This window comes from Acinetobacter ihumii (assembly GCF_900625095.1).
GTDB lineage: Bacteria > Pseudomonadota > Gammaproteobacteria > Pseudomonadales > Moraxellaceae > Acinetobacter > Acinetobacter ihumii.
Genome location: NZ_LR130760.1, coordinates 1,585,382 through 1,605,353 on the forward strand (window position 1 = coordinate 1,585,382; position 19,972 = coordinate 1,605,353).

At 41.5% G+C, this 19,972-nt stretch carries 16 protein-coding genes and 1 pseudogene; 11 read left to right on the plus strand and 6 right to left on the minus strand.

Annotated elements, in window-relative coordinates; genetic code table 11:
• Window positions 1-32 precede the first annotated feature (32 nt).
• Window positions 33-815, minus strand: a complete 783-nt coding sequence (locus tag E0D95_RS07390; RefSeq protein ID WP_130803281.1) for an RsiV family protein — start codon at window positions 813-815, stop codon at window positions 33-35.
• Window positions 816-976: 161 nt separating this feature from the next.
• The gene (gene lolA, locus E0D95_RS07395; RefSeq protein WP_130803282.1) at window positions 977-1,672 is read right to left on the minus strand and encodes an outer membrane lipoprotein periplasmic chaperone LolA; all 696 of its coding nucleotides are present in this window, start codon (window positions 1,670-1,672) and stop codon (window positions 977-979) included.
• A 292-nt stretch (window positions 1,673-1,964) separates the two neighbouring features.
• Here lolA and E0D95_RS07400 point away from each other — a divergent pair, with 292 nt between their 5' ends.
• The gene (locus tag E0D95_RS07400) at window positions 1,965-2,849 is read left to right on the plus strand and encodes a pirin family protein (RefSeq protein WP_130803283.1); all 885 of its coding nucleotides are present in this window, start codon (window positions 1,965-1,967) and stop codon (window positions 2,847-2,849) included.
• Window positions 2,850-2,913: 64 nt separating this feature from the next.
• On the opposite strand, the gene rpmA is transcribed toward E0D95_RS07400, so the two are convergent.
• Both rpmA and rplU read right to left on the minus strand, forming a co-directional pair.
• On the minus strand, window positions 2,914-3,171 hold the full coding sequence (gene rpmA, locus E0D95_RS07405) for a 50S ribosomal protein L27 (protein WP_004929519.1): 258 nt from the start codon (window positions 3,169-3,171) through the stop codon (window positions 2,914-2,916).
• An 18-nt stretch (window positions 3,172-3,189) separates the two neighbouring features.
• Window positions 3,190-3,501 carry a 50S ribosomal protein L21 gene (gene rplU / locus E0D95_RS07410; RefSeq protein ID WP_004674966.1) on the minus strand — a complete coding sequence of 104 codons (312 nt, stop codon included), beginning with the start codon at window positions 3,499-3,501 and terminating at the stop codon, window positions 3,190-3,192.
• Between the two features lie 441 nt (window positions 3,502-3,942).
• Here rplU and sdsA point away from each other — a divergent pair, with 441 nt between their 5' ends.
• The 8 genes from sdsA (at window position 3,943) to E0D95_RS07450 (ending at window position 14,650) form a co-directional block, all read left to right on the plus strand.
• Window positions 3,943-4,920 carry an All-trans-nonaprenyl-diphosphate synthase gene (gene sdsA, locus E0D95_RS07415; RefSeq protein ID WP_130803284.1) on the plus strand — a complete coding sequence of 326 codons (978 nt, stop codon included), beginning with the start codon at window positions 3,943-3,945 and terminating at the stop codon, window positions 4,918-4,920.
• Window positions 4,921-4,945: 25 nt separating this feature from the next.
• Complete coding sequence (locus tag E0D95_RS07420; RefSeq protein WP_130803285.1) at window positions 4,946-6,997, plus strand: site-specific recombinase; 2,052 nt, start codon at window positions 4,946-4,948, stop codon at window positions 6,995-6,997.
• A 189-nt stretch (window positions 6,998-7,186) separates the two neighbouring features.
• A complete protein-coding gene (locus E0D95_RS07425; RefSeq protein WP_130804856.1) occupies window positions 7,187-7,825 on the plus strand; it encodes a phosphatase PAP2 family protein in 639 nt (212 codons plus the stop codon).
• A complete protein-coding gene (locus E0D95_RS07430; protein WP_130803286.1) occupies window positions 7,822-9,084 on the plus strand; it encodes an AdeA/AdeI family multidrug efflux RND transporter periplasmic adaptor subunit in 1,263 nt (420 codons plus the stop codon). The genes E0D95_RS07425 and E0D95_RS07430 overlap by 4 nt, the downstream gene beginning before the upstream one ends.
• A gap of 12 nt (window positions 9,085-9,096) precedes the next feature.
• Window positions 9,097-12,276, plus strand: a complete 3,180-nt coding sequence (gene adeJ / locus E0D95_RS07435; RefSeq protein ID WP_130803287.1) for a multidrug efflux RND transporter permease subunit AdeJ — start codon at window positions 9,097-9,099, stop codon at window positions 12,274-12,276.
• A complete protein-coding gene (gene adeK, locus E0D95_RS07440; RefSeq protein ID WP_130804857.1) occupies window positions 12,276-13,727 on the plus strand; it encodes a multidrug efflux RND transporter AdeIJK outer membrane channel subunit AdeK in 1,452 nt (483 codons plus the stop codon). The genes adeJ and adeK overlap by 1 nt, the downstream gene beginning before the upstream one ends.
• Before the next feature lie 121 nt (window positions 13,728-13,848).
• Window positions 13,849-14,199, plus strand: coding sequence for a YbjQ family protein (locus E0D95_RS07445; protein ID WP_130803288.1), 351 nt, complete (start codon window positions 13,849-13,851; stop codon window positions 14,197-14,199).
• A gap of 10 nt (window positions 14,200-14,209) precedes the next feature.
• The gene (locus tag E0D95_RS07450; RefSeq protein WP_130803289.1) at window positions 14,210-14,650 is read left to right on the plus strand and encodes a YbjQ family protein; all 441 of its coding nucleotides are present in this window, start codon (window positions 14,210-14,212) and stop codon (window positions 14,648-14,650) included.
• Between the two features lie 52 nt (window positions 14,651-14,702).
• Here the strand turns inward: E0D95_RS07450 and E0D95_RS07455 are convergent, their stop codons facing one another.
• Both E0D95_RS07455 and E0D95_RS07460 read right to left on the minus strand, forming a co-directional pair.
• Window positions 14,703-15,509, minus strand: coding sequence for an SDR family oxidoreductase (locus E0D95_RS07455; RefSeq protein WP_130803290.1), 807 nt, complete (start codon window positions 15,507-15,509; stop codon window positions 14,703-14,705).
• Window positions 15,510-15,536: 27 nt separating this feature from the next.
• On the minus strand, window positions 15,537-16,217 hold the full coding sequence (locus E0D95_RS07460; protein ID WP_130803291.1) for a hypothetical protein: 681 nt from the start codon (window positions 16,215-16,217) through the stop codon (window positions 15,537-15,539).
• A 251-nt stretch (window positions 16,218-16,468) separates the two neighbouring features.
• Between E0D95_RS07460 and E0D95_RS07465 the strand changes: the two genes are divergently transcribed.
• Both E0D95_RS07465 and E0D95_RS15680 read left to right on the plus strand, forming a co-directional pair.
• On the plus strand, window positions 16,469-19,384 hold the full coding sequence (locus tag E0D95_RS07465; RefSeq protein WP_130803292.1) for a valine--tRNA ligase: 2,916 nt from the start codon (window positions 16,469-16,471) through the stop codon (window positions 19,382-19,384).
• 73 nt (window positions 19,385-19,457) lie between these two features.
• Window positions 19,458-19,972, plus strand: a pseudogene (locus tag E0D95_RS15680) (hypothetical protein); the annotation flags it as partial.

Genomic DNA, 19,972 nt, shown 5'->3' on the forward strand with positions numbered 1-19,972 from the left:
ATAAATCCTGATTTTTCATTTGCAGCGATTTATTACTCTTTAGGGAATATGGGCTGGCTCGGTAAATATTCAGGTTTTATTACATCTGTTGCCTGATCATAAGGTAAGGTCAACTCACTTAAACCTTCTGCATAAGAAGCCAGTTCATACAATGGATAAACAAACACGATCCCTTCATTGCCATAATAGAAGTTATCGCTGAGCTGGAATTTATCTTTGCTAATATTATGTTCTTCTAACCAACTTTGGTTAAAGCTGTACAAACGTTCACGCACAGTATTATCGCTCCCTTCTTTGAGCAAATCTGCGACGCTGACTCGTTTTTTCTTGCTCAAATCAAAAACTACATATTCTTCATGATGCATGCCGTGTGCTGCGCCTGCCGAATAGGTATAGCTATAGAGCTGAAATGAGGCCAAATTATAATTTTGTCCCAAATAGCGTACAAAAATGGTACTTTCACCCTCTTGCGGCATGCCTTCAGGGAGTTTAACTTGCTGATCCTGAATATGATCAAACGCATTAGGATCAGTTTTTTTAATTCGATTGAGAAAATACTCATTGATCCACGGCTGATTGGTTTCTACGGTTTGAAAGTTATATGTTGTACAACCATCTTCCAGACACAGTTTATTTTTTGGTAATTTGACGGGTACAACTTTGGACTGAATCACCGGAATACTAACTTTTTCGACTTTGGTTTGTGTCGATGTTTCCTGCTTACTCTCTGTTTTAGGTTGACAACCTACGGTTAAACATACAGCCCCTAAAAATGGCAAAATCAATAATGTTTTTTTAAAGTGTTGTGCAGACATTGCCGCCCCTTGTGATCGTGTTCAATGTACATTTTGATCTACTATACAAAGCTCTATTTCTACTGAACATTGAAAAAATGTATCTATCTGGTCATCCCATAAAAGTGCACCGCTCAAAATGAGCGGTGCACTGAAACCATGTTCAAAAGCTTGTTTAACAATTATTGGTCAATAATATCGGTGCCTTTTGGGGGCGTGAAATTAAAAGTTGAAGCTGGAATAGAAGGGTTTAACTTGACGTTATTAAAACGTACAGACGTGGTTTGCCCTAATGAATCCTGCAAAATCATCAAACTTGGTGCTTTATTTGCGCCAAAACTAATGGTCAGACTTTGAAATGCACTTTCTTTGTCTTTTGGATATAAGGTGTAATAGGTTTTAGTGCGATCAGGCTGAGTCACACGATATGACTGCATAATCTGGTTGGTATTGCCTGATAATAATAAAGCAGGCGTATTGGCAACTTGATCATCCAGACTCTGGCGAACTGCTTGCTGTAAATCAGGGTCATAAATCCAGACTGTTTTACCCGTGGTGGCTATAGTTTGTTTTGATGGTGAAGTGGTTTCCCAGAAGAATTTACCCGGACGCTCCACTTTCATCACACCAGTAAAGGTCTGATTCATATGTTGCGCGGTTAAGCCTTTACTTTTAGGCGCACGAGTAGTATTCGTCGCTTTCGTAGTTTGCTCAAAATTCGCCGATAAACTTTGCATACCACTCAATTGCTTTACAAGGTTTGAGGTTGCTTGCTGTTCCGAAGCTGGCGTGACTGCAAAAGCACTTGCACTTATAACAGGTGCAATTACACTTGCAGTTAAGGTCAATGCATATGCCACTTTTTTTACGGAATTCATAAAATAAAACCTCTAATCAGTTTTTACTATTATGCAGATATCTTACTGTTTTTAAAAACTAAAATTGTGGAGAAACACAGGGCTTTTGTGTAATTAATGTCTCTAAGCACAATGTTATGTACAAAAAACACAGCATTATGAAGAAAATAATAAGACAAAGATACTTAAATTCAGAGTTAACTTCACCGCTAACTAACTGAAATTAAAATACAGTGTTCTATTCTACCGACTCACCTACTTTGAATAAAAACCGTATGCTAGACATACCAATAGATAAAAATGGAGTTCACATATGAAAAGCCTCGCCTTTATTCATCGCAATGATACCCGTTTTTCAGTCGGTGACTTTTATCCCGTGCTTTCAGTGTTTTCTTATAATGAACTGGGCAATACCACCTCTCCGTTTTTGTTGCTAGATCATCTTGGGCCTGGCGTGTTAACTCCGTCAAATAAACGTCGCGGTGTGAATGAACATCCACATCGAGGATTTGAAACTGTGACTTTTATGTTTGAAGGTGAACTTGAACATCGTGACTCATCTGGCGGTGGCGGTATTATTGAAAAAGGCGATGTGCAATGGATGACCGCCGCCTCTGGGGTCATGCATCGCGAACAATTCAGTCCAGCGTTTCGAGAGCGTGGCGGGGCTTTTGAAATGGTGCAACTGTGGGTCAATTTACCTGCCAAAGATAAAATGACTGAGCCGCGTTATCAAAGTTTAAAAAATCAAGAGATTCCTAGAGTGGCCCTTGAACATACGGCTGGGACTATTCGAGTCATTGCAGGTCAATATCAACACATACACGGTCCTGCACTCACCTACACCCCGATAACTGTTTTGGATATTGCTTTAAGTCAGGAGCACAGCCTGATTTTGCCTGCGCAACAAGGTGAAACCACCCTGCTGTATTTACGTGATGGACGGATACAGTTTACAGAGCAGGATGATTTACTCGAAGAACAAGCCTTAGCCGTGATGTCGAGTCATGGCGAAAATGTAGAAATCACGGCAATACGTGACAGCAAATTACTTTTATTGTCAGGACAACCTTTAGGTGAGCCGATCAATGGTCATGGACCGTTTGTCATGAACAATTATGATGAAATTCTACAAGCCTATGATGACATTAAACATCATCGTTTCATACGAACCAAAGCAAAAGAGTTGAATACATAGTGCAGTTTTATGACTTTAAAGCATAAAAAAGCCCGCAAAATGCGGGCTTTTGAACTATTAAAACTTATACAGATTCAACAGTTACATAGCGACGGCCAAATTGACCTTTCACTTCAAACTTTACTACTCCGTCAGCAGTAGCAAATAAAGTATGGTCACGACCCATACCTACGTTTGCACCAGCGTGGAACTCAGTACCACGTTGACGAACGATGATGTTACCAGCAGTTACTGATTGACCACCGTAAATTTTAACACCTAACATTTTAGGATTCGAATCACGACCGTTTTTAGTCGATCCACCAGCTTTTTTAGAAGCCATGTCTATTACTCCTCGTGATTAGCCTGCAATACCCGTAATTTTCAACTCGGTAAACCATTGACGGTGACCTTGTTGTTTACGGTAGTGTTTACGACGACGCATTTTGATAATGCGAATTTTGTCGTGACGACCATGACCAACCACTTCTGCAGTGACTTTTGCGCCAGCAACAACTGGAGCACCGATTTGAATGCTATCACCATTTACAACCATTAATACATCATCAAATGTAATAGTCGCGCCAGTTTCAGCTTTCAATAATTCAACTTTAAGGGTTTCACCCTCAACCACACGGTGCTGTTTACCACCGCTTTGGATTACTGCGTACATGAACGTACTCCACCAAGCCCGTGTCGTCGTGTCGATAAAGGGATATATCGATCTTAAAACGAACGCCACTGGGATGTATAAGGCGAGAGATTTTAAGGGATATCTTGTCAAACGACAAGCATTTTGATGCAAAAATATCCAGTCTTCAATAAAAAATGGGCACTATTCGACTGATCCTTTGTTAGATGCTTGATCAGCCTAGTATTTCGTTTGAATATGTGTAAAATCGCAAATAAGGTTTAAAAACAAATTGCTACTATAAAACCACTCAAAATATGGAGTTTCTCCCTAAACTTGGCTAAACAGCACTGAACATGAATAATCTGATACAACATTTTCGCTGTAGACAAAGAAAACATGTTTTGCATTCATTTTGAGTTGAAGATTTTATAGCGTATCCATTGAATACATCACCCATAGTTTGACGAGGTTTCCTTTCGCATGGCCATCGACTTTAAGCAAGACATTCTCGCGCCTGTAGCCAACGACTTTGCTGTGATGGACACATTTATTAATGAAGGGATTACCTCCAAAGTCGCACTAGTGATGGCAGTGAGTAAACATGTGGTGGAAGCAGGCGGCAAACGTATGCGTCCTATTATGTGTCTACTTGCAGGTCAGGCTTGCGGTACTGAAGATTTGCAACATCATCGTAAACTGGCAGCCATTATTGAAATGCTCCATACCGCCACACTGGTACATGATGATGTCGTGGATGAATCTGGTTTACGTCGTGGACGTCCTACAGCAAATGCCACATGGAACAATCAAACCGCAGTTCTGGTCGGTGATTTTCTGATTTCACGTGCTTTTGATTTGTTGGTCGATTTAAACGATATGGTTTTGCTGAAAGACTTTTCGACAGGGACTTGCGAAATTGCCGAAGGTGAAGTGCTACAACTTCAATCACAACATGATCCAGACACCACTGAAGCAACTTATTTAAATATTATTCACGGGAAAACCTCCCGCCTGTTTGAATTGGCAACCGAAGGCGCTGCAATTTTATCGAACACGCCTCAATATCGCGAAGCATTACGACATTTTGCGGGTCATTTTGGCAATGCCTTTCAAATTATTGATGATATTTTAGACTACACTTCAGATGCCGATACTTTGGGGAAAAATATTGGTGATGATTTAATGGAAGGTAAACCGACCCTGCCATTGATCGCAGCGTTACAAAAAACCTCTGGTGATGAACACGCGATTATTCGTAAAAGTATTTCAACGGGTGGTATTTCTCAGTTAGATCAAGTCATTAAAATTGTGCAAGAGTCTGGTGCACTTGATTATTGCCGACAGCGCGCAGAGGAAGAAACCTGTGCGGCACTCGCTGCTTTAAATCAACTGCCTGAAAGTGACGCTCGTCAGGCATTGATCAATTTGACTGTCATGGCCTTAGACCGAATCCAATAATTATTTTTTCAGAATTATTTTGCCTATGCATATCAATTTATCCGATCTTTATACACGCATGCAGCAGCAACTTGCAGACCGCCAAGTTGCGCTCGACGAACATCTCATCATTGAACTGATTAATCGAATTCGTCCAAGCGATACTAAAAATCAGGACGAAATTGAAAAGAAATTTGATGCCTTTATTCATTCGTTATTACTTAATCCAGATGCAGCCAATACTTTACAAAGCTTTTTATTACGCCTTGTAAATCAATATAAACAAACCAGCTTATATGCCGACAGTGGCATTTTGTCTTTGGATGGTTTTTGGAATCAGTTGGTAAAGCGGTTGGGGGCTCATTTTTTGCCCCTGATTCAGGATGAGCATGATCTCAGCACACTCATTGGACAGGTTTTTCATCAGCGTAGTGATAAATACTGGTTAAATGCGATTGATGAAAAACGCTGGTCGACCTTGTTTGAGTTAATGGGTCAAAGTAATAGTAATATTGATGAAAAACGTGCCATTTACGATGAAATGATCAAGGCGATTACGGTTTTGTCGTATCGGATCAGTGGTATTGGTTTATATCCTGAATTTATTAATGCTCAACCTGAACTCACTGAATATGCCTCGCCTTTTTTGGTGCAAAATCGTGAAGTCATCGATTTTATAGAAAAATACAAAAAACAAAGCTATACCGGACATGAAGTAGCAGTGCTGGAGCCACCAGATGCCTCGCAAGCTTTTGTCATGTTTGAGCAATGCCGTGAAGTGGTGTTTAAAATACGACGTGCCACCAAACGGATTGGTGTTAGTCTCAGCTTAACCTATTTACTTTCTTTGCTTGAACAGTGTCTGGATCGAATTGAGCTACTCCTTAATATCATCGTCGGTCAGAAAAACATTCGTGACCGTGCCATTGCGGAGTTTTTAGAAGATATTACGGCTGCACATTATAGCGAACAAAGCGTACGCTCCCTACTCAGCACCAATAGCGAATTAATTGCATTACAAGTCACTGAAAATGCCAGTCGTACCGGTGAACATTATGTTAGTACCGACAAAGATGGCTTCTTACAAATGTATAAAGCGGCGGCTGGTGCTGGCGCAATTATCGCGGTTATGGCAACCCTGAAAATTTTGGCAGCTCGCCTAACCTTAGCACCGATGATGCATGCCTTTTTGTACAGCATGAACTATTCACTCGGTTTTGTGTTAATTCATGTGCTGCATTTTACTGTCGCAACCAAACAGCCCGCCATGACCGCTGCGGCATTGGCAGCAACTGTCCATCATCGTAAAGGCTCAAAAACCGCACAAATTGCAGAATTGGCGGCTTTAATTATTAATATTATTCGTACCCAGTTTATTGCCATTTTAGGCAATATTTCAATCGCGATTCCAACTGCGGCCCTTATTACCTATCTCTGGCAATATTTTCTGGATGAGCCATTATTGACCCATACCAAAGCCTCTGCCCTGTTGCATAGTTTAAATCCATTTACCTCGCTGGCGATTCCACATGCTGCAATTGCGGGAGTATGTTTATTTTTATCAGGTTTGCTGGCTGGTTATTTCGACAATATGGCAGTTTATCGCAAGGTGGGACCACGTTTAAAAGCACACAAATATTTGGCTCACTGGATGGGACAAAATCGCTTAAATAAATTCGCTGATTATGTTGAACGTAATTTAGGTGCACTTTCAGGGAATTTTTTGTTCGGTATCATGCTCGGAAGTATGGGAACCATTGGATTTATTTTAGGTTTGCCACTGGATATTCGCCATATTGCATTTGCTTCTGCGAACTTTATTCAAGGTTTGATGTGCATTAATGGTCCGCCCGATATTGGACTGATTATTGTGTCATTTATGGGTGTACTGCTGATTGGTTTGACCAACTTATTTGTCAGTTTTAGCTTGACGATTATTGTGGCTTTACGTGCACGACGAGTACGTTTTGAACAATGGAAACCTCTGGCAAAGCTGGTGGTGACTCATTTTCTGACTCGCCCAAGTGATTTTTTCTGGCCACCGAAGCAGCCTCTTGAGGTCGATGATGGCACCTCTAAGTCGGGTTCTTCGCATTAACATGGTGCAAGGAATTGATAGAAAATGCCTAAATCTTCACATAAATTTGTTATGTTTATGTGCCAAATGTTAAATATTTAACAAAAAGAAATTAGTATAAAAACCTAGACTTGAAAAAAAGTGTACTGACGAGTACACTTCATGATCGTATTCCAACCGATTCGCTCTTATTTATTAAAGGTTGTTGATATGCCCTACCTAATACTCTGTATTGGTTGCATTTTCTTTTTATTAAGTGTGTTTGGTTTATCTTCCCCTGTTATTGAAAGATTGGATTTATCTTCAGTTCAATTTTTCAATGAACAGCGAACATGGACACTTAATCAAATGACCACTGCACTGGCATATCTAGGTGGCATGCCATTTGTATTATTTTTCAGTACAGTATGGTGTTTCATCTGTGCTTGGTATAAAAAGTATACAACACTGACTTTTATTATATCTGGAGTAGTCGGCAGTATTGCTTTGGGATGGTTACTTAAATGGTGTTTTGACCGACCTAGACCGCCAGAACTTTATCATCTGGTGCATAGCTATGGTGCCTCTTTTCCAAGTGCGCATAGTGTTTATGCGGCTACACTCGCCACTTTAGTTATCTTACTTGCTCAACGTCACACCCATAGATTGTTTTTCATAACGATAGCTTGTTTGTGGCTGCTGATAATGGGACTCTCAAGAGTTTATGCAGGGGTTCATTATCCTACGGATGTGTTAGCAGGTTGGAGTATCGGTTTTATTTGGATCTCACTGCTTTGGTTGTGGAGACAAAGCAAGTTGAACAAGAACAAATTATTTTTAGATAAAGCTCTAAATGAGGTGAAACAATGATGTCTGCAAAGCTTTGGGCTCCAGCCCTTACTGCTTGCACATTAGCAGCAAGTATTGCGCTTGTTGGCTGTAGCAAAGATGATAAAAATGCGCAGCAAGCAGGTGCAGCTCAGCAAATGCCCCCAACTGAGGTCGGTGTGCTTGTTGCACAGCCACAAAGTGTTGAGCAAATGGTTGAGCTTTCTGGTCGAACGACAGCCTATCAAATTTCTGATGTTCGCCCTCAGACTAGCGGTGTGATTCTAAAGCGTTTATTTGCCGAAGGAAGCTACGTGCGTGAAGGTCAGTCACTCTATGAGCTTGACTCAAGAACCAACCGTGCAACGCTTGAAAATGCTAAAGCTGCTGTGTTGCAACAACAAGCCAATCTCAATTCACTTAGAACCAAGATGAATCGTTATCAACAGCTTGTTTCCAGCAACGCTGTGTCCAAACAGGAATACGATGACTTAGTGGGACAGGTCAACGTTGCGCAAGCTCAACTTGCAGCAGCGCAGGCACAAGTGAAAAATGCGGAAGTTGATTTGGGGTATTCAACAATTCGTTCACCAATTTCTGGTCAATCAGGTCGTTCATCTGTTACGGCAGGTGCATTGGTCACTGCAAATCAGGCTGATCCATTAGTCACCATTCAACAGCTTGATCCTATTTATGTCGACATTAACCAGTCCAGTGCTGAATTGTTGCGTTTACGCCAACAGTTAAGTAAAGGAAGTCTGGATAACAGCAATAACACCAAGGTGAAACTTCGCCTTGAAGATGGTTCCATCTACCCAGTTGAAGGACGACTTGCATTTTCTGACGCAAGTGTAAGCCCAGAAACCGGAACAGTGACCCTACGTGCAGTGTTCTCAAATCCAAATCATTTATTGCTGCCGGGTATGTATGCAACTGCACAAATTACTCAAGCGGTTATTCCAAATGCATTCCTTGTTCCACAGCAAGCTGTGACTCGTACCCCTACTGGACAAGCGACTGCAATGCTGGTGAATGACAAGGGTGCAGTAGAAACACGTCAAATTCAAACAGCGGGTGTACAAGGTAAAGACTGGATTGTGACCAGTGGCCTTAAAGCTGGAGATAAAATCATTGTTGATGGTGTTGCGAAAGTCAAAGAAGGTCAAAACGTTTCTGCGAAGCCTTACCAACCTCAGGCTCAGCAAACACCTGCGCAAGCACAAAACCCAAATGCGAATAAGGCACAACCTGCTGATGCAAATCAAGCTAAACCTGAACAAAAAGCTACTTCAAATGCATAAGGGGTAGACTGAATGGCTCAATTTTTTATTCATCGCCCCATTTTTGCGTGGGTGATTGCACTGGTCATTATGTTAGCGGGTATTCTCACGCTCACTAAAATGCCCATTGCACAATATCCGACTATTGCCCCTCCAACGGTCACGATTTCAGCGACTTATCCAGGTGCATCTGCTCAAACTGTTGAAAACACAGTAACGCAGATTATCGAACAACAAATGAATGGTCTGGATGGCTTGCGCTATATCTCATCGAATAGTGCGGGTAACGGTCAGGCTTCCATTCAATTGAACTTTGAACAAGGTGTTGATCCAGACATCGCGCAAGTTCAGGTTCAAAACAAATTACAATCTGCAACTGCACTTTTACCTGAAGATGTACAACGTCAAGGGGTCAAGGTAACCAAATCTGGCGCGAGCTTCTTACAAGTAGTTGCGTTCTATTCACCAGATGGCACCCTCTCAGGTTCAGATATTAAGGACTATGTAAACTCAAATATCTCCGAACCACTTAGCCGTGTTGCTGGTGTGGGTGAAGTTCAGGTATTCGGTGGCTCATATGCGATGCGCATCTGGCTTGACCCTGCAAAACTTACCAGTTATCAACTGACTCCAAATGATGTTGCGACTGCGCTACGAGCACAAAACGCTCAAGTTGCAGTCGGTCAACTCGGTGGTGCGCCAGCGGTAGATGGTCAGGTGCTCAATGCAACAGTAAATGCTCAGAGTTTGTTGCAGACCCCTGAACAATTCCGCGAAATTTTCCTGAAAAATACCGCAGGTGGTGCACAGGTTCTACTTAAAGACGTCGCACGGGTTGAACTTGGATCAGACAACTATCAGTTTGACTCAAAATTCAATGGTAAAGCGGCAGGTGGTGTTGCGATTAAACTTGCAACAGGCTCTAACGCACTTGACACAGCCGAAGCTGTTGAAACACGTCTGGAAGAATTACGTAAAAACTATCCAGCTGGACTAAAAGACCAATTGGCCTTTGATACCACGCCATTTATTAAACTTTCGATTGAAAGTGTCGTACACACGCTGGTTGAGGCGGTAGTTCTGGTATTTATCGTGATGTTCCTGTTCTTACAGAACTGGCGCGCAACGATTATTCCAACTCTGGCTGTGCCTGTGGTCGTGTTGGGTACATTTGCGGTTATTAATATTTTTGGTTTCTCGATCAATACATTAACCATGTTTGCGATGGTACTTGCCATCGGTCTTCTGGTCGATGATGCGATTGTCGTGGTCGAAAACGTTGAACGTGTCATGACTGAAGAACACACTGACCCTGTGACCGCGACAGAACACTCCATGCAGCAGATTTCGGGTGCATTGATAGGTATTACCAGCGTTTTGTCTGCGGTATTCATTCCAATGGCATTCTTTGGTGGAACAACGGGGGTCATTTATCGTCAGTTTTCCATCACGCTAGTCACCGCCATGGTGCTATCGTTAGTGGTTGCGTTGACCTTTACCCCAGCGCTATGTGCGACTTTACTTAAACAGCATGATCCAAATAAAGAGCCAAGCAACAATATTTTTGCGCGTTTCTTTAGATGGTTCAATACCACCTTTGACCGTATGTCTAATGGCTATCAGAACGGTGTGAACCGTATGCTGCATCATAAAATATTCTCTGGAATACTTTATGCAGTAATCGTTGGTGTTCTGGTGCTATTCTTTGTCAAATTACCCTCTTCGTTCTTACCAGAAGAAGATCAGGGTGTGGTCATGACGCTGGTACAATTGCCACCGAATGCAACACTTGATCGGACCGGTAAAGTCATCGACACGATGGCAGATTATTTCCTGAACAAAGAAAAAGATTCGGTTGAGTCTATCTTTACCGTGGCCGGCTTCTCCTTCACCGGGGTAGGTCAAAACGCAGGTTTGGCATTTGTTAAGTTAAAAGACTGGAGTGATCGTACCACCCCTGAAACTCAAATTGGCAATATCATTCAGCGTGGTATGGCACTCAATATGATTGTCAAAGATGCATCATATATTATGCCGCTACAGTTACCTGCTATGCCTGAACTTGGTGTGACTGCCGGATTTAACTTGCAACTTAAAGATGCGAGCGGTCAGGGGCATGACAAGTTAGTCGCTGCGCGTAATGCTGTACTGGGTATGGCTGCTCAGGATAAACGCCTGATGGGTGTACGTCCAAATGGTCAGGAAGACACGCCGCAGTATCAAATTAACATTGATCAGGCGCAAGCCGGAGCAATGGGTGTCAGTATCGCTGACATTAACAGTACCATGAGTATTGCGTGGGGTGGTTCATACATTAATGACTTCGTAGACCGTGGCCGTGTTAAAAAAGTCTATGTTCAGGGTGATGCGGGCAGCCGTATGATGCCTGAGGATCTGAACAAGTGGTATGTTCGCAATAACAAAGGTGAAATGGTTCCATTCTCAGCCTTTGCCACAGGCGAATGGACCTATGGTTCACCGCGTCTTGAACGTTATAATGGTGTTTCATCCATGAACATTCAGGGTACCCCTGCCACAGGTGTCAGCTCTGGTGATGCCATGAAAGCAATGGAAGAAATTGTAGGTAAATTACCTTCTATGGGACTTCAGGGCTTTGATTATGAGTGGACAGGTTTATCACTTGAAGAACGTGACTCTGGTGCTCAAGCTCCATTCTTGTATGCACTGTCGTTATTGATCGTATTCTTGTGTTTAGCCGCGTTGTATGAGAGCTGGTCTATTCCATTTTCAGTGTTATTGGTTGTACCATTAGGTGTGGTAGGTGCGATCTTGCTGACCTATTTAGGTATGGTCATTAAGGGAGATCCGAACTTATCCAACAATATTTATTTCCAAGTCGCCATTATCGCGGTGATTGGTCTTTCGGCAAAGAATGCGATTTTGATTGTAGAATTTGCCAAAGAACTTCAGGAAAAAGGTGAAGACCTACTTGAAGCGACATTGCATGCTGCAAAAATGCGTTTACGTCCGATCATCATGACCACCCTTGCCTTCGGTTTCGGTGTACTGCCTTTAGCACTTGCATCTGGTGCTGGTGCTGGCAGTCAACACTCTGTAGGTTATGGGGTACTTGGCGGCGTGATCAGTTCAACACTTTTAGGTATCTTCTTTATTCCAGTATTCTTTGTCTGGATTCGTAGTGTCTTTAAGTACAAACCTAAAACCATCAACAATCAGGAGCACAGATCGTGATGCAAAAAGTATGGTCTATTTCAGGTCGTAGCATTGCGGTATCTGCACTTGCGCTTGCTTTGACCGCGTGTCAAAGCATGCGTGGCCCAGAACCAGTTGCCAAAGCCGATATCCCTGAAGGCTATAGTTATAATGCTTCAGGTACATCTATAGCAGAGCAAGGCTACAAAGACTTTTTCTCTGACCCTCGCTTGTTGCAAGTGATTGAGTTGGCTCTTAACAACAACCGTGATCTACGTACCGCGACCTTAAACATTCAACGTGCGCAGCAACAGTATCAAATCACTGAAAACAATCAGCTTCCAACCATTGGCGCAAGTGGCAGTGCTATTCGTCAGGTCAATCCAACACGTGACCCGAATAATCCTTACTCGACTTTTCAGGTGGGTTTAGGTGTCACTGCTTATGAGCTTGATTTTTGGGGACGTGTGCGTAGTCTAAAAGATGCTGCACTGGACAATTACTTGGCGACTCAAAGTGCCCGTGATGCCACTCAAATCAGTTTGGTCAGTCAGGTTGCACAAGCTTGGTTAAATTATTCGTTTGCCAGTGCAAACTTAAAACTTGCCGACCAAACTCTCAAAGCACAGTTAGATTCGTATAATCTAAACAAAAAACGCTTCGATGTTGGCATTGATAGTGAAGTTCCATTGCGTCAGGCACAGATCTCTGTTGAAACTGCACGTAATGATGTTGCTAACTATAAAACCCAGATTGTACAAGCTCAAAACTTGTTAAATCTTTTGGTGGGTCAGCCAGTTGCAACGAATCTACTGCCGAATCAACCTGTTAAATCTGTAACACGTCAAAACGTGTTTTCTACAGGTTTACCAAGTGACTTGTTGAATAATCGTCCTGATGTCAAAGCAGCTGAATATCAGTTGAGTGCGGCAGGTGCGAATATTGGTGCAGCGAAAGCAGCCCTGTTCCCTACCATTAGCCTGACTGGTTCAGCAGGTTATGCATCGTCTCAATTAAGCGATTTGTTTAAATCGGGTGGCGGTGTTTGGTCGATTGGTCCAAGTCTTGATTTGCCTATTTTTGATTGGGGTACGCGTCGTGCCAATATCAAAATTTCTGAGACAGATCAAAAAATTGCTTTGTCTGATTATGAGAAATCAATTCAGTCTGCCTTCCGTGAAGTCAACGATGCCTTGGCGACTCGCGCCAATATTGGTGATCGTCTTTCCGCACAACGCCGTTTGGTTGAAGCAACCAATACGACCTATAATTTATCCAATGCCCGCTTCCGTGCTGGGATTGATAACTATTTGACGGTATTGGATGCACAGCGTTCATCTTATTCAGCAGAACAAGGTTTATTGTTACTTGAACAAGCTAATTTGAACAATCAAATTGAATTGTATAAAACCTTAGGCGGTGGTTTAAAAGCCAATACAACAGATACTGTAGTACATCAACCTTCTAGCGCAGATCTGAAAAAACAGTAAATCACTTTGAATATTCCGTTACAGAAAGTCCGCTTCGGTGGGCTTTTTTTATGGCTGGTTGTTATTGCATTGCGGTGTAGTTTTTCATATCTTCTTAACATCCTAATTTTGAAAAAAAGTAATGTTATTAAGTAATTTAGAAAATATGCCGGGTCATCAGATCACGCAACAACTTGATGTGGTTTATGGCAGTACTGTGCGCAGTAAACATGCAGGACGCGATCTGATGGCGAGTCTTAAAAATATTGTAGGAGGTGAACTGACCGCTTATACCGAACTTCTGGAAGAATCGCGTCAGGAAGCCATGCAAAGAATGATTGCTAAAGCACAGCAGTTAGGTGCCAATGCAATTGTTGGTATCCGTTTTTCAACCTCAAACATTGCTCAAGGTGCATCTGAGCTATTCGTTTATGGCACCGCGGTCATTGTACAACCTAATATCCCGAAACTACCCGACCCATTTAGTTCCTAAGGTCAACTGTATGGAAAATCTTATTTTTCAACTTGCGATATTTCTGATTCTTTTTAGTGTCGGTTGGGGTTTTGGTCGTTACTATGAACAGAAACACTGGCGTGAGCTTGCTGAAAACGAACAACAACTTTCGCACATTCAAATTGATACCCATCGCTTTACCTACAGTGAGCAATCGGGTCAGATGATTTCAAGCAATGTGGTCATTTCCCATGATTATTTTAAATATGTCATTGCCAATATTCATAATTTTTTTGGTGGTCGTTTAACCAGCTATGAGAGCGTGATTGATCGTGCACGACGTGAAGCCATCGTTAGACTAAAAAAACAAGCCGAGCAACAAGGTGCCAATAAAATTATGGGTTTACGATTAAGTACCACAGAACTTGGCATGCAAGGCGGTATGGTTGAAGTCTTTGCCTATGGCACTGCCATTTTTGAAAAAACATAAGCAGCGTGATCAAGACGTGATTCTCAACATCTTGATCTCATTTAAAATTAGATTATTTCACTTTCATTTTACGAATCATTTTATACAGCAAACTTGGCGATAATCGTAATATCCACACACCGAGTTTTTCTTTTAATCCACCAATCACCACATATTCCTGACCATTCATCAGTGCTTTTACCATTTGCTGAGCAAACACATCTGCATCTAAACCATTGGCAATGGCTTCATCCTGATGCCCCTGCGGTTTTCCTTCCCCATTTAAGGCATTAAACGAAACATTGGTTTTGACAAACCCCGGAAAAATAACCGACACATCAATACCAAACTGTGCCACTTCGGCACGTAAACTATTTGCCCATAAATGAATCGCGGCTTTGGCTGCCGAATAACTGGCACGATATTGTGTACCCAAAAGTCCAGCCACACTTGAAATAAAAACGATACGACCCGATTGCTGTTGAATTAACGTCGGCAATATGGTCTTGGTCAGGAACACTTGCGAAAAATAATCGATTTCCATAATCGCGCGTTCCGTTTGCATATTGGTGTCCTGAATGAGTGCACGTTGACTTAAACCCGCGTTATTGATCAGCCAGTCGATTCTGCCCTTTTGTTCTAAAATTTGTACATAGGCATGACGAATTTGTGATTCATCGGTAATGTCTGCTGTTATAGAAATATGCTGTTCAGGTTTAAAAAGGCTAAATCGGACATTTTCTAATTCATCATAACGTCGTGCCGTTAAAACCACTTGTGCTCCCTGTAAGGCACATTCGCGTGCCAATGCTTTGCCTAAGCCTGAAGATGCTCCTGTAATCCAGACGACTTTATTTTCAAGTGTTGTTAACTTCGTCAATGTATTTCCCCTTATCAAATATGTTGTTTAAGCTTCTTTTTGCATAAAATATAAAAAATGTTCGATATATTCATTTGCAGTGTCTGAGTCGATTTTCTCACCCAGTTTTTCTAAACGCTTATAGCCTAAATGCGTGGTCATATGAATCACCCCATTTAAGGTTTTATCGACCACCAAATTAAATTTCAGTAATTGTTTGGGTTTGCGAATCAGGCTAGTCACGCCTTCATCCACAATTTTTGTAAGCGCCTGAAAAGCTCTAGGCACATAACTCATTTGTCCATCGCGTACTTTTTCAATCTGTGCGAATGCCTCCTGAACCAAGACTGGATCTAGGGCATAACGCACATAAATCTGGCGGTCGCGCTCAGTTAAAAGCCCTGCTAAATAGTTAACCAAAGGAATTAAACGTTCATTACTAAAAAAGGACACTGACCATGGGAGATATTTTCGCATGGTCTCCAGAATCTGATGAATCACTTTTTCTGAGTCCGCAGCATGTTTTTGAGCGTGATCATCATTTTTTTGTTTTTGTTTCTGCAACAGCTCGACAAACACCTGTTCAATAATTTCACAGGCAATTTCAGATAATACATTTCCCAAAGCTTTGGCCTGACTTTGCTCAGTACCTAAATTCAATTGTGTTCGAATATGTTCAAACCACGCATGCGTGGCTTCATTCATTTTTAAAAAGACTGCATATCCCATTGCATCATCCTTAGTCCCAAACCTTATTCTGATCTTATTGTTATAGACCCACGCTATAAACAGCATCTATAAAATCAAGTTATTTCCTTAAAAATGGGTTATACAACCCAAAAGTTTACATGTGATTTGTGTATTCATCTCAATTAAATCGTCTCTATTCTAGCTCAGCATCCCCATAATGTAACGCGGCATTTTTACAGTTTTTTTGCTATAATAGATGCAATTTTTTATTCACTTTTGACTTAGAAACTATGTCTGACGCGAACGCACCATCTGCTCAAAACATTGCGACCACTTATGATCCGACTGAGATTGAAAAAAAGTGGTATCAAACTTGGGAACAACAGGGTTACTTTAAACCATCTGGTCAGGGCGAATCATTTTGTATCATGATTCCACCGCCGAATGTCACAGGTAGCTTGCACATGGGGCATGGTTTTAACAATACCATTATGGATGCCCTCACCCGCTACAACCGTATGATGGGTAAAAATACCTTATGGCAACCGGGAACAGACCATGCAGGCATTGCCACGCAAATGGTGGTTGAGCGTCAATTGGCAGCACAAAATGTCAGCCGTCATGATTTGGGTCGTGAGCAATTTATCGACAAAGTCTGGGAATGGAAAGAACAATCAGGTGGCACCATTACCAAACAAATCCGTCGTTTAGGTTCATCGGTCGATTGGTCACGTGAACGCTTTACCATGGACGAAGGTTTATCCAATGCGGTCAAAGAAGTCTTTGTTCAACTGCACGAACAAGGCCTGATCTATCGTGGCAAACGCTTGGTCAACTGGGATCCAAAACTACAAACGGCACTATCTGACCTTGAAGTTGAATCAGTTGAAGAAAAAGGTTCGTTATGGCATTTCAAATATTTCTTTGAAGACAAATCCCTTAAAACCCAAGATGGCAATGATTATCTCGTCGTTGCAACCACACGTCCTGAAACCTTATTAGGTGATAGCGCGGTTGCGGTACATCCTGAAGATGAGCGCTATCAACACTTAATTGGCAAAAACATCGTATTGCCGATTACAGGTCGTTTAGTGCCGATCGTTGCCGATGAATATGTCGAAAAAGAATTTGGTACAGGCTGTGTCAAGATTACGCCTGCGCATGACTTTAATGACTATGACTTAGGCAAACGTCATGACTTGCCGATTATTAATATCTTCAATAAAAATGCCGAAATTTTGGCTGATTTTGAATTTATTGCCAAAGCAGGCGAACAGATCTCCGCGACGATTGCAGCTCCAACTGACTATATTGGTTTAGAGCGTTTTGCTGCACGTAAAAAACTGGTGGCTCAAGCGGAAGCCGGAGGCTGGTTGGATCAGATTCAACCTTATGACCTGAAAGCCCCACGTGGTGACCGTTCAGGTGTGATCGTTGAGCCATTATTGACCGATCAATGGTATGTAAAAATTGCACCACTTGCCAAACCTGCAATTGAAGCAGTTCAAGACGGACGCATCAAATTTGTTCCAGAACAATACACCAACATGTATATGGCATGGATGAACAACATCCAAGATTGGTGTATTTCGCGTCAATTGTGGTGGGGTCATCGTATTCCTGCTTGGTACGATGCAGATGGCAATATTTTTGTGGGTCGTAACGAAGAAGAAGTTCGTGCCAAAAATAACATCCCTGATGATGTTACCCTACAGCAAGACGAAGATGTTCTGGATACTTGGTTCTCATCAGGTCTTTGGACATTCTCAACCTTAGGCTGGACGGGTGATGCCGCCAAAGATAAAGAAAACTATTTCTTAAACACCTTCCACCCGACCGATGTGTTGGTAACTGGTTTTGACATTATCTTCTTCTGGGTCGCACGAATGATCATGCTGACCATGCACTTTATGAAGAATGATGACGGCACAGCGCAAGTACCATTTAAAACCGTGTATGTACATGGTTTGGTACGTGATGGCGAAGGTCAGAAAATGTCAAAATCTAAAGGCAACGTGCTTGATCCTTTAGACTTGATTGACGGGATTGACCTAGAAAGTCTGGTGGCGAAACGTACTTTTGGTTTGATGAATCCAAAACAAGCCGAAAAGATTGAAAAATCGACTCGCAAGGAATTTCCAGAAGGTATTAATGCTTATGGTACCGATGCGGTACGTTTCACCTTCTGTGCGCTTGCCAATACAGGCCGTGACATCAAATTTGATTTGAAACGTGTCGAAGGCTACCGTAATTTCTGTAATAAAATCTGGAATGCAACTCGTTTTGTTCTGATGAATGTTGAAGGTCAAACCGTTGCTCAAGAAGCGCGTCCTGAGCTTTGGGAACTTCCTGAGCAATGGATCATCAGCCGTCTGCAAAAAGCAGAGCAAGCGGTGCATCAGGCATTTGCAACCTATCGTTTAGACCTTGCTGCACAGACCATTTATGACTTTATCTGGAATGAATACTGTGACTGGTATGTCGAGCTGACTAAGCCTGTTTTAAACGATGCCAATGTTTCAGAAGAGCGTAAAGCAGAAGTTCGCCGCGTGTTGCTTGCCGTGATGGAAGCGTCTTTACGCCTTGCACATCCGTTGATGCCGTATCTGACTGAAGAAATTTGGCAAACGCTTGCGCCAATGCTGGGTAAAGGCACAGCAGTTGGTCAACATACGATTATGACCGCGCAATACCCTGTGCCTGATACAGCAAAAATCAATGAACAAGCCGAAGCCGATATGCAATGGTTACAAAGTTTGATTGGTGCGGTACGTAATATTCGTGGTGAGATGGGCTTGGGTAATGCTCGTTTATTGCCTGTATTGCTGCAAAATATTTCAGATGCAGAACGTACTCAGATCGAGCGTATTGAATCGTTATTTAAAGCTTTGGCAAAAGTTGAAAGCATTGAATTTTTGACTAAAGATCAGGAACCACCGCTTTCTTCTTCAAGTGTGATTGGTCATGCGTCTGTATTTGTACCAATGAAAGGTTTGATTGATCCGAAAGCAGAGTTGGGTCGTTTGCAGAAAGACTTGGATAAAGTTCAAAAGCAGCATGATCAGATTGCCAATAAACTGGGCAATGAAGGTTTTGTAGCGAAAGCACCTGCGGCTGTGGTTGAAGGTGAAAAAGCCAAGTTGGCTGAATGTGCTGATCAGTTAAGCAAGATTAAAGCAAGTATGGAGCAGATTGCGGCGCTTTAGGGTGTTGTTAATTTAATCTAATTTGTGTATAAAGGGCTGATTATTCAGCCCTTTATTACGTAATTAAGAAAATATGACTTTTATTACTCAGTTTCATTTTGATGAAAAAAATATCAATATATTACCTAATGAAAACTTTAAAAATACTAATGTTTTTACCGTAGTTATTGGAAAAAATTCAATTGGTAAAAGCAGGCTTTTAGGTTCAATTATTAGAGAAAATTTAAGCGAAGACTTTTTTATAAATAAAAAAGTTATCGCGATAACAAATACTTCATATAATAAATTTCCTAAAAATAAAGAAAATTTCATTAATTACACAAAGTTACTTCCATTCCCAACAAATGAATCAATTGGTGGTTATGGAATTAGTATTAACTCTTACTCTGATAGCGTAATAGAAAATTTTTTAAATTATAAAAAATCCAAAGAATTAAAAACAAAATTTAAATCAAATATTTACATGGATGTAAAAAAACTCACACCTAAACTTCTATTAAAAATAAAAGAAAATAGTAATTTTACTTACAATAAATTGGCTCAAGTTTTAAACTTTTTAAAACTTGATAACTCACTAATAATTATATT

Bases quoted from the DNA above. Each gene is read 5' to 3' on its own strand.
- E0D95_RS07390 (WP_130803281.1), bottom strand. From the start codon at position 815: ATGTCTGCACAACACTTTAAAAAAACATTATTGATTTTGCCATTTTTA.
- lolA (WP_130803282.1), bottom strand. From the start codon at position 1,672: ATGAATTCCGTAAAAAAAGTGGCATATGCATTGACCTTAACTGCAAGT.
- E0D95_RS07400 (WP_130803283.1), top strand. From the start codon at position 1,965: ATGAAAAGCCTCGCCTTTATTCATCGCAATGATACCCGTTTTTCAGTC.
- rpmA (WP_004929519.1), bottom strand. From the start codon at position 3,171: ATGGCTTCTAAAAAAGCTGGTGGATCGACTAAAAACGGTCGTGATTCG.
- rplU (WP_004674966.1), bottom strand. From the start codon at position 3,501: ATGTACGCAGTAATCCAAAGCGGTGGTAAACAGCACCGTGTGGTTGAG.
- sdsA (WP_130803284.1), top strand. From the start codon at position 3,943: ATGGCCATCGACTTTAAGCAAGACATTCTCGCGCCTGTAGCCAACGAC.
- E0D95_RS07420 (WP_130803285.1), top strand. From the start codon at position 4,946: ATGCATATCAATTTATCCGATCTTTATACACGCATGCAGCAGCAACTT.
- E0D95_RS07425 (WP_130804856.1), top strand. From the start codon at position 7,187: ATGCCCTACCTAATACTCTGTATTGGTTGCATTTTCTTTTTATTAAGT.
- E0D95_RS07430 (WP_130803286.1), top strand. From the start codon at position 7,822: ATGATGTCTGCAAAGCTTTGGGCTCCAGCCCTTACTGCTTGCACATTA.
- adeJ (WP_130803287.1), top strand. From the start codon at position 9,097: ATGGCTCAATTTTTTATTCATCGCCCCATTTTTGCGTGGGTGATTGCA.
- adeK (WP_130804857.1), top strand. From the start codon at position 12,276: ATGCAAAAAGTATGGTCTATTTCAGGTCGTAGCATTGCGGTATCTGCA.
- E0D95_RS07445 (WP_130803288.1), top strand. From the start codon at position 13,849: ATGTTATTAAGTAATTTAGAAAATATGCCGGGTCATCAGATCACGCAA.
- E0D95_RS07450 (WP_130803289.1), top strand. From the start codon at position 14,210: ATGGAAAATCTTATTTTTCAACTTGCGATATTTCTGATTCTTTTTAGT.
- E0D95_RS07460 (WP_130803291.1), bottom strand. From the start codon at position 16,217: ATGGGATATGCAGTCTTTTTAAAAATGAATGAAGCCACGCATGCGTGG.
- E0D95_RS07465 (WP_130803292.1), top strand. From the start codon at position 16,469: ATGTCTGACGCGAACGCACCATCTGCTCAAAACATTGCGACCACTTAT.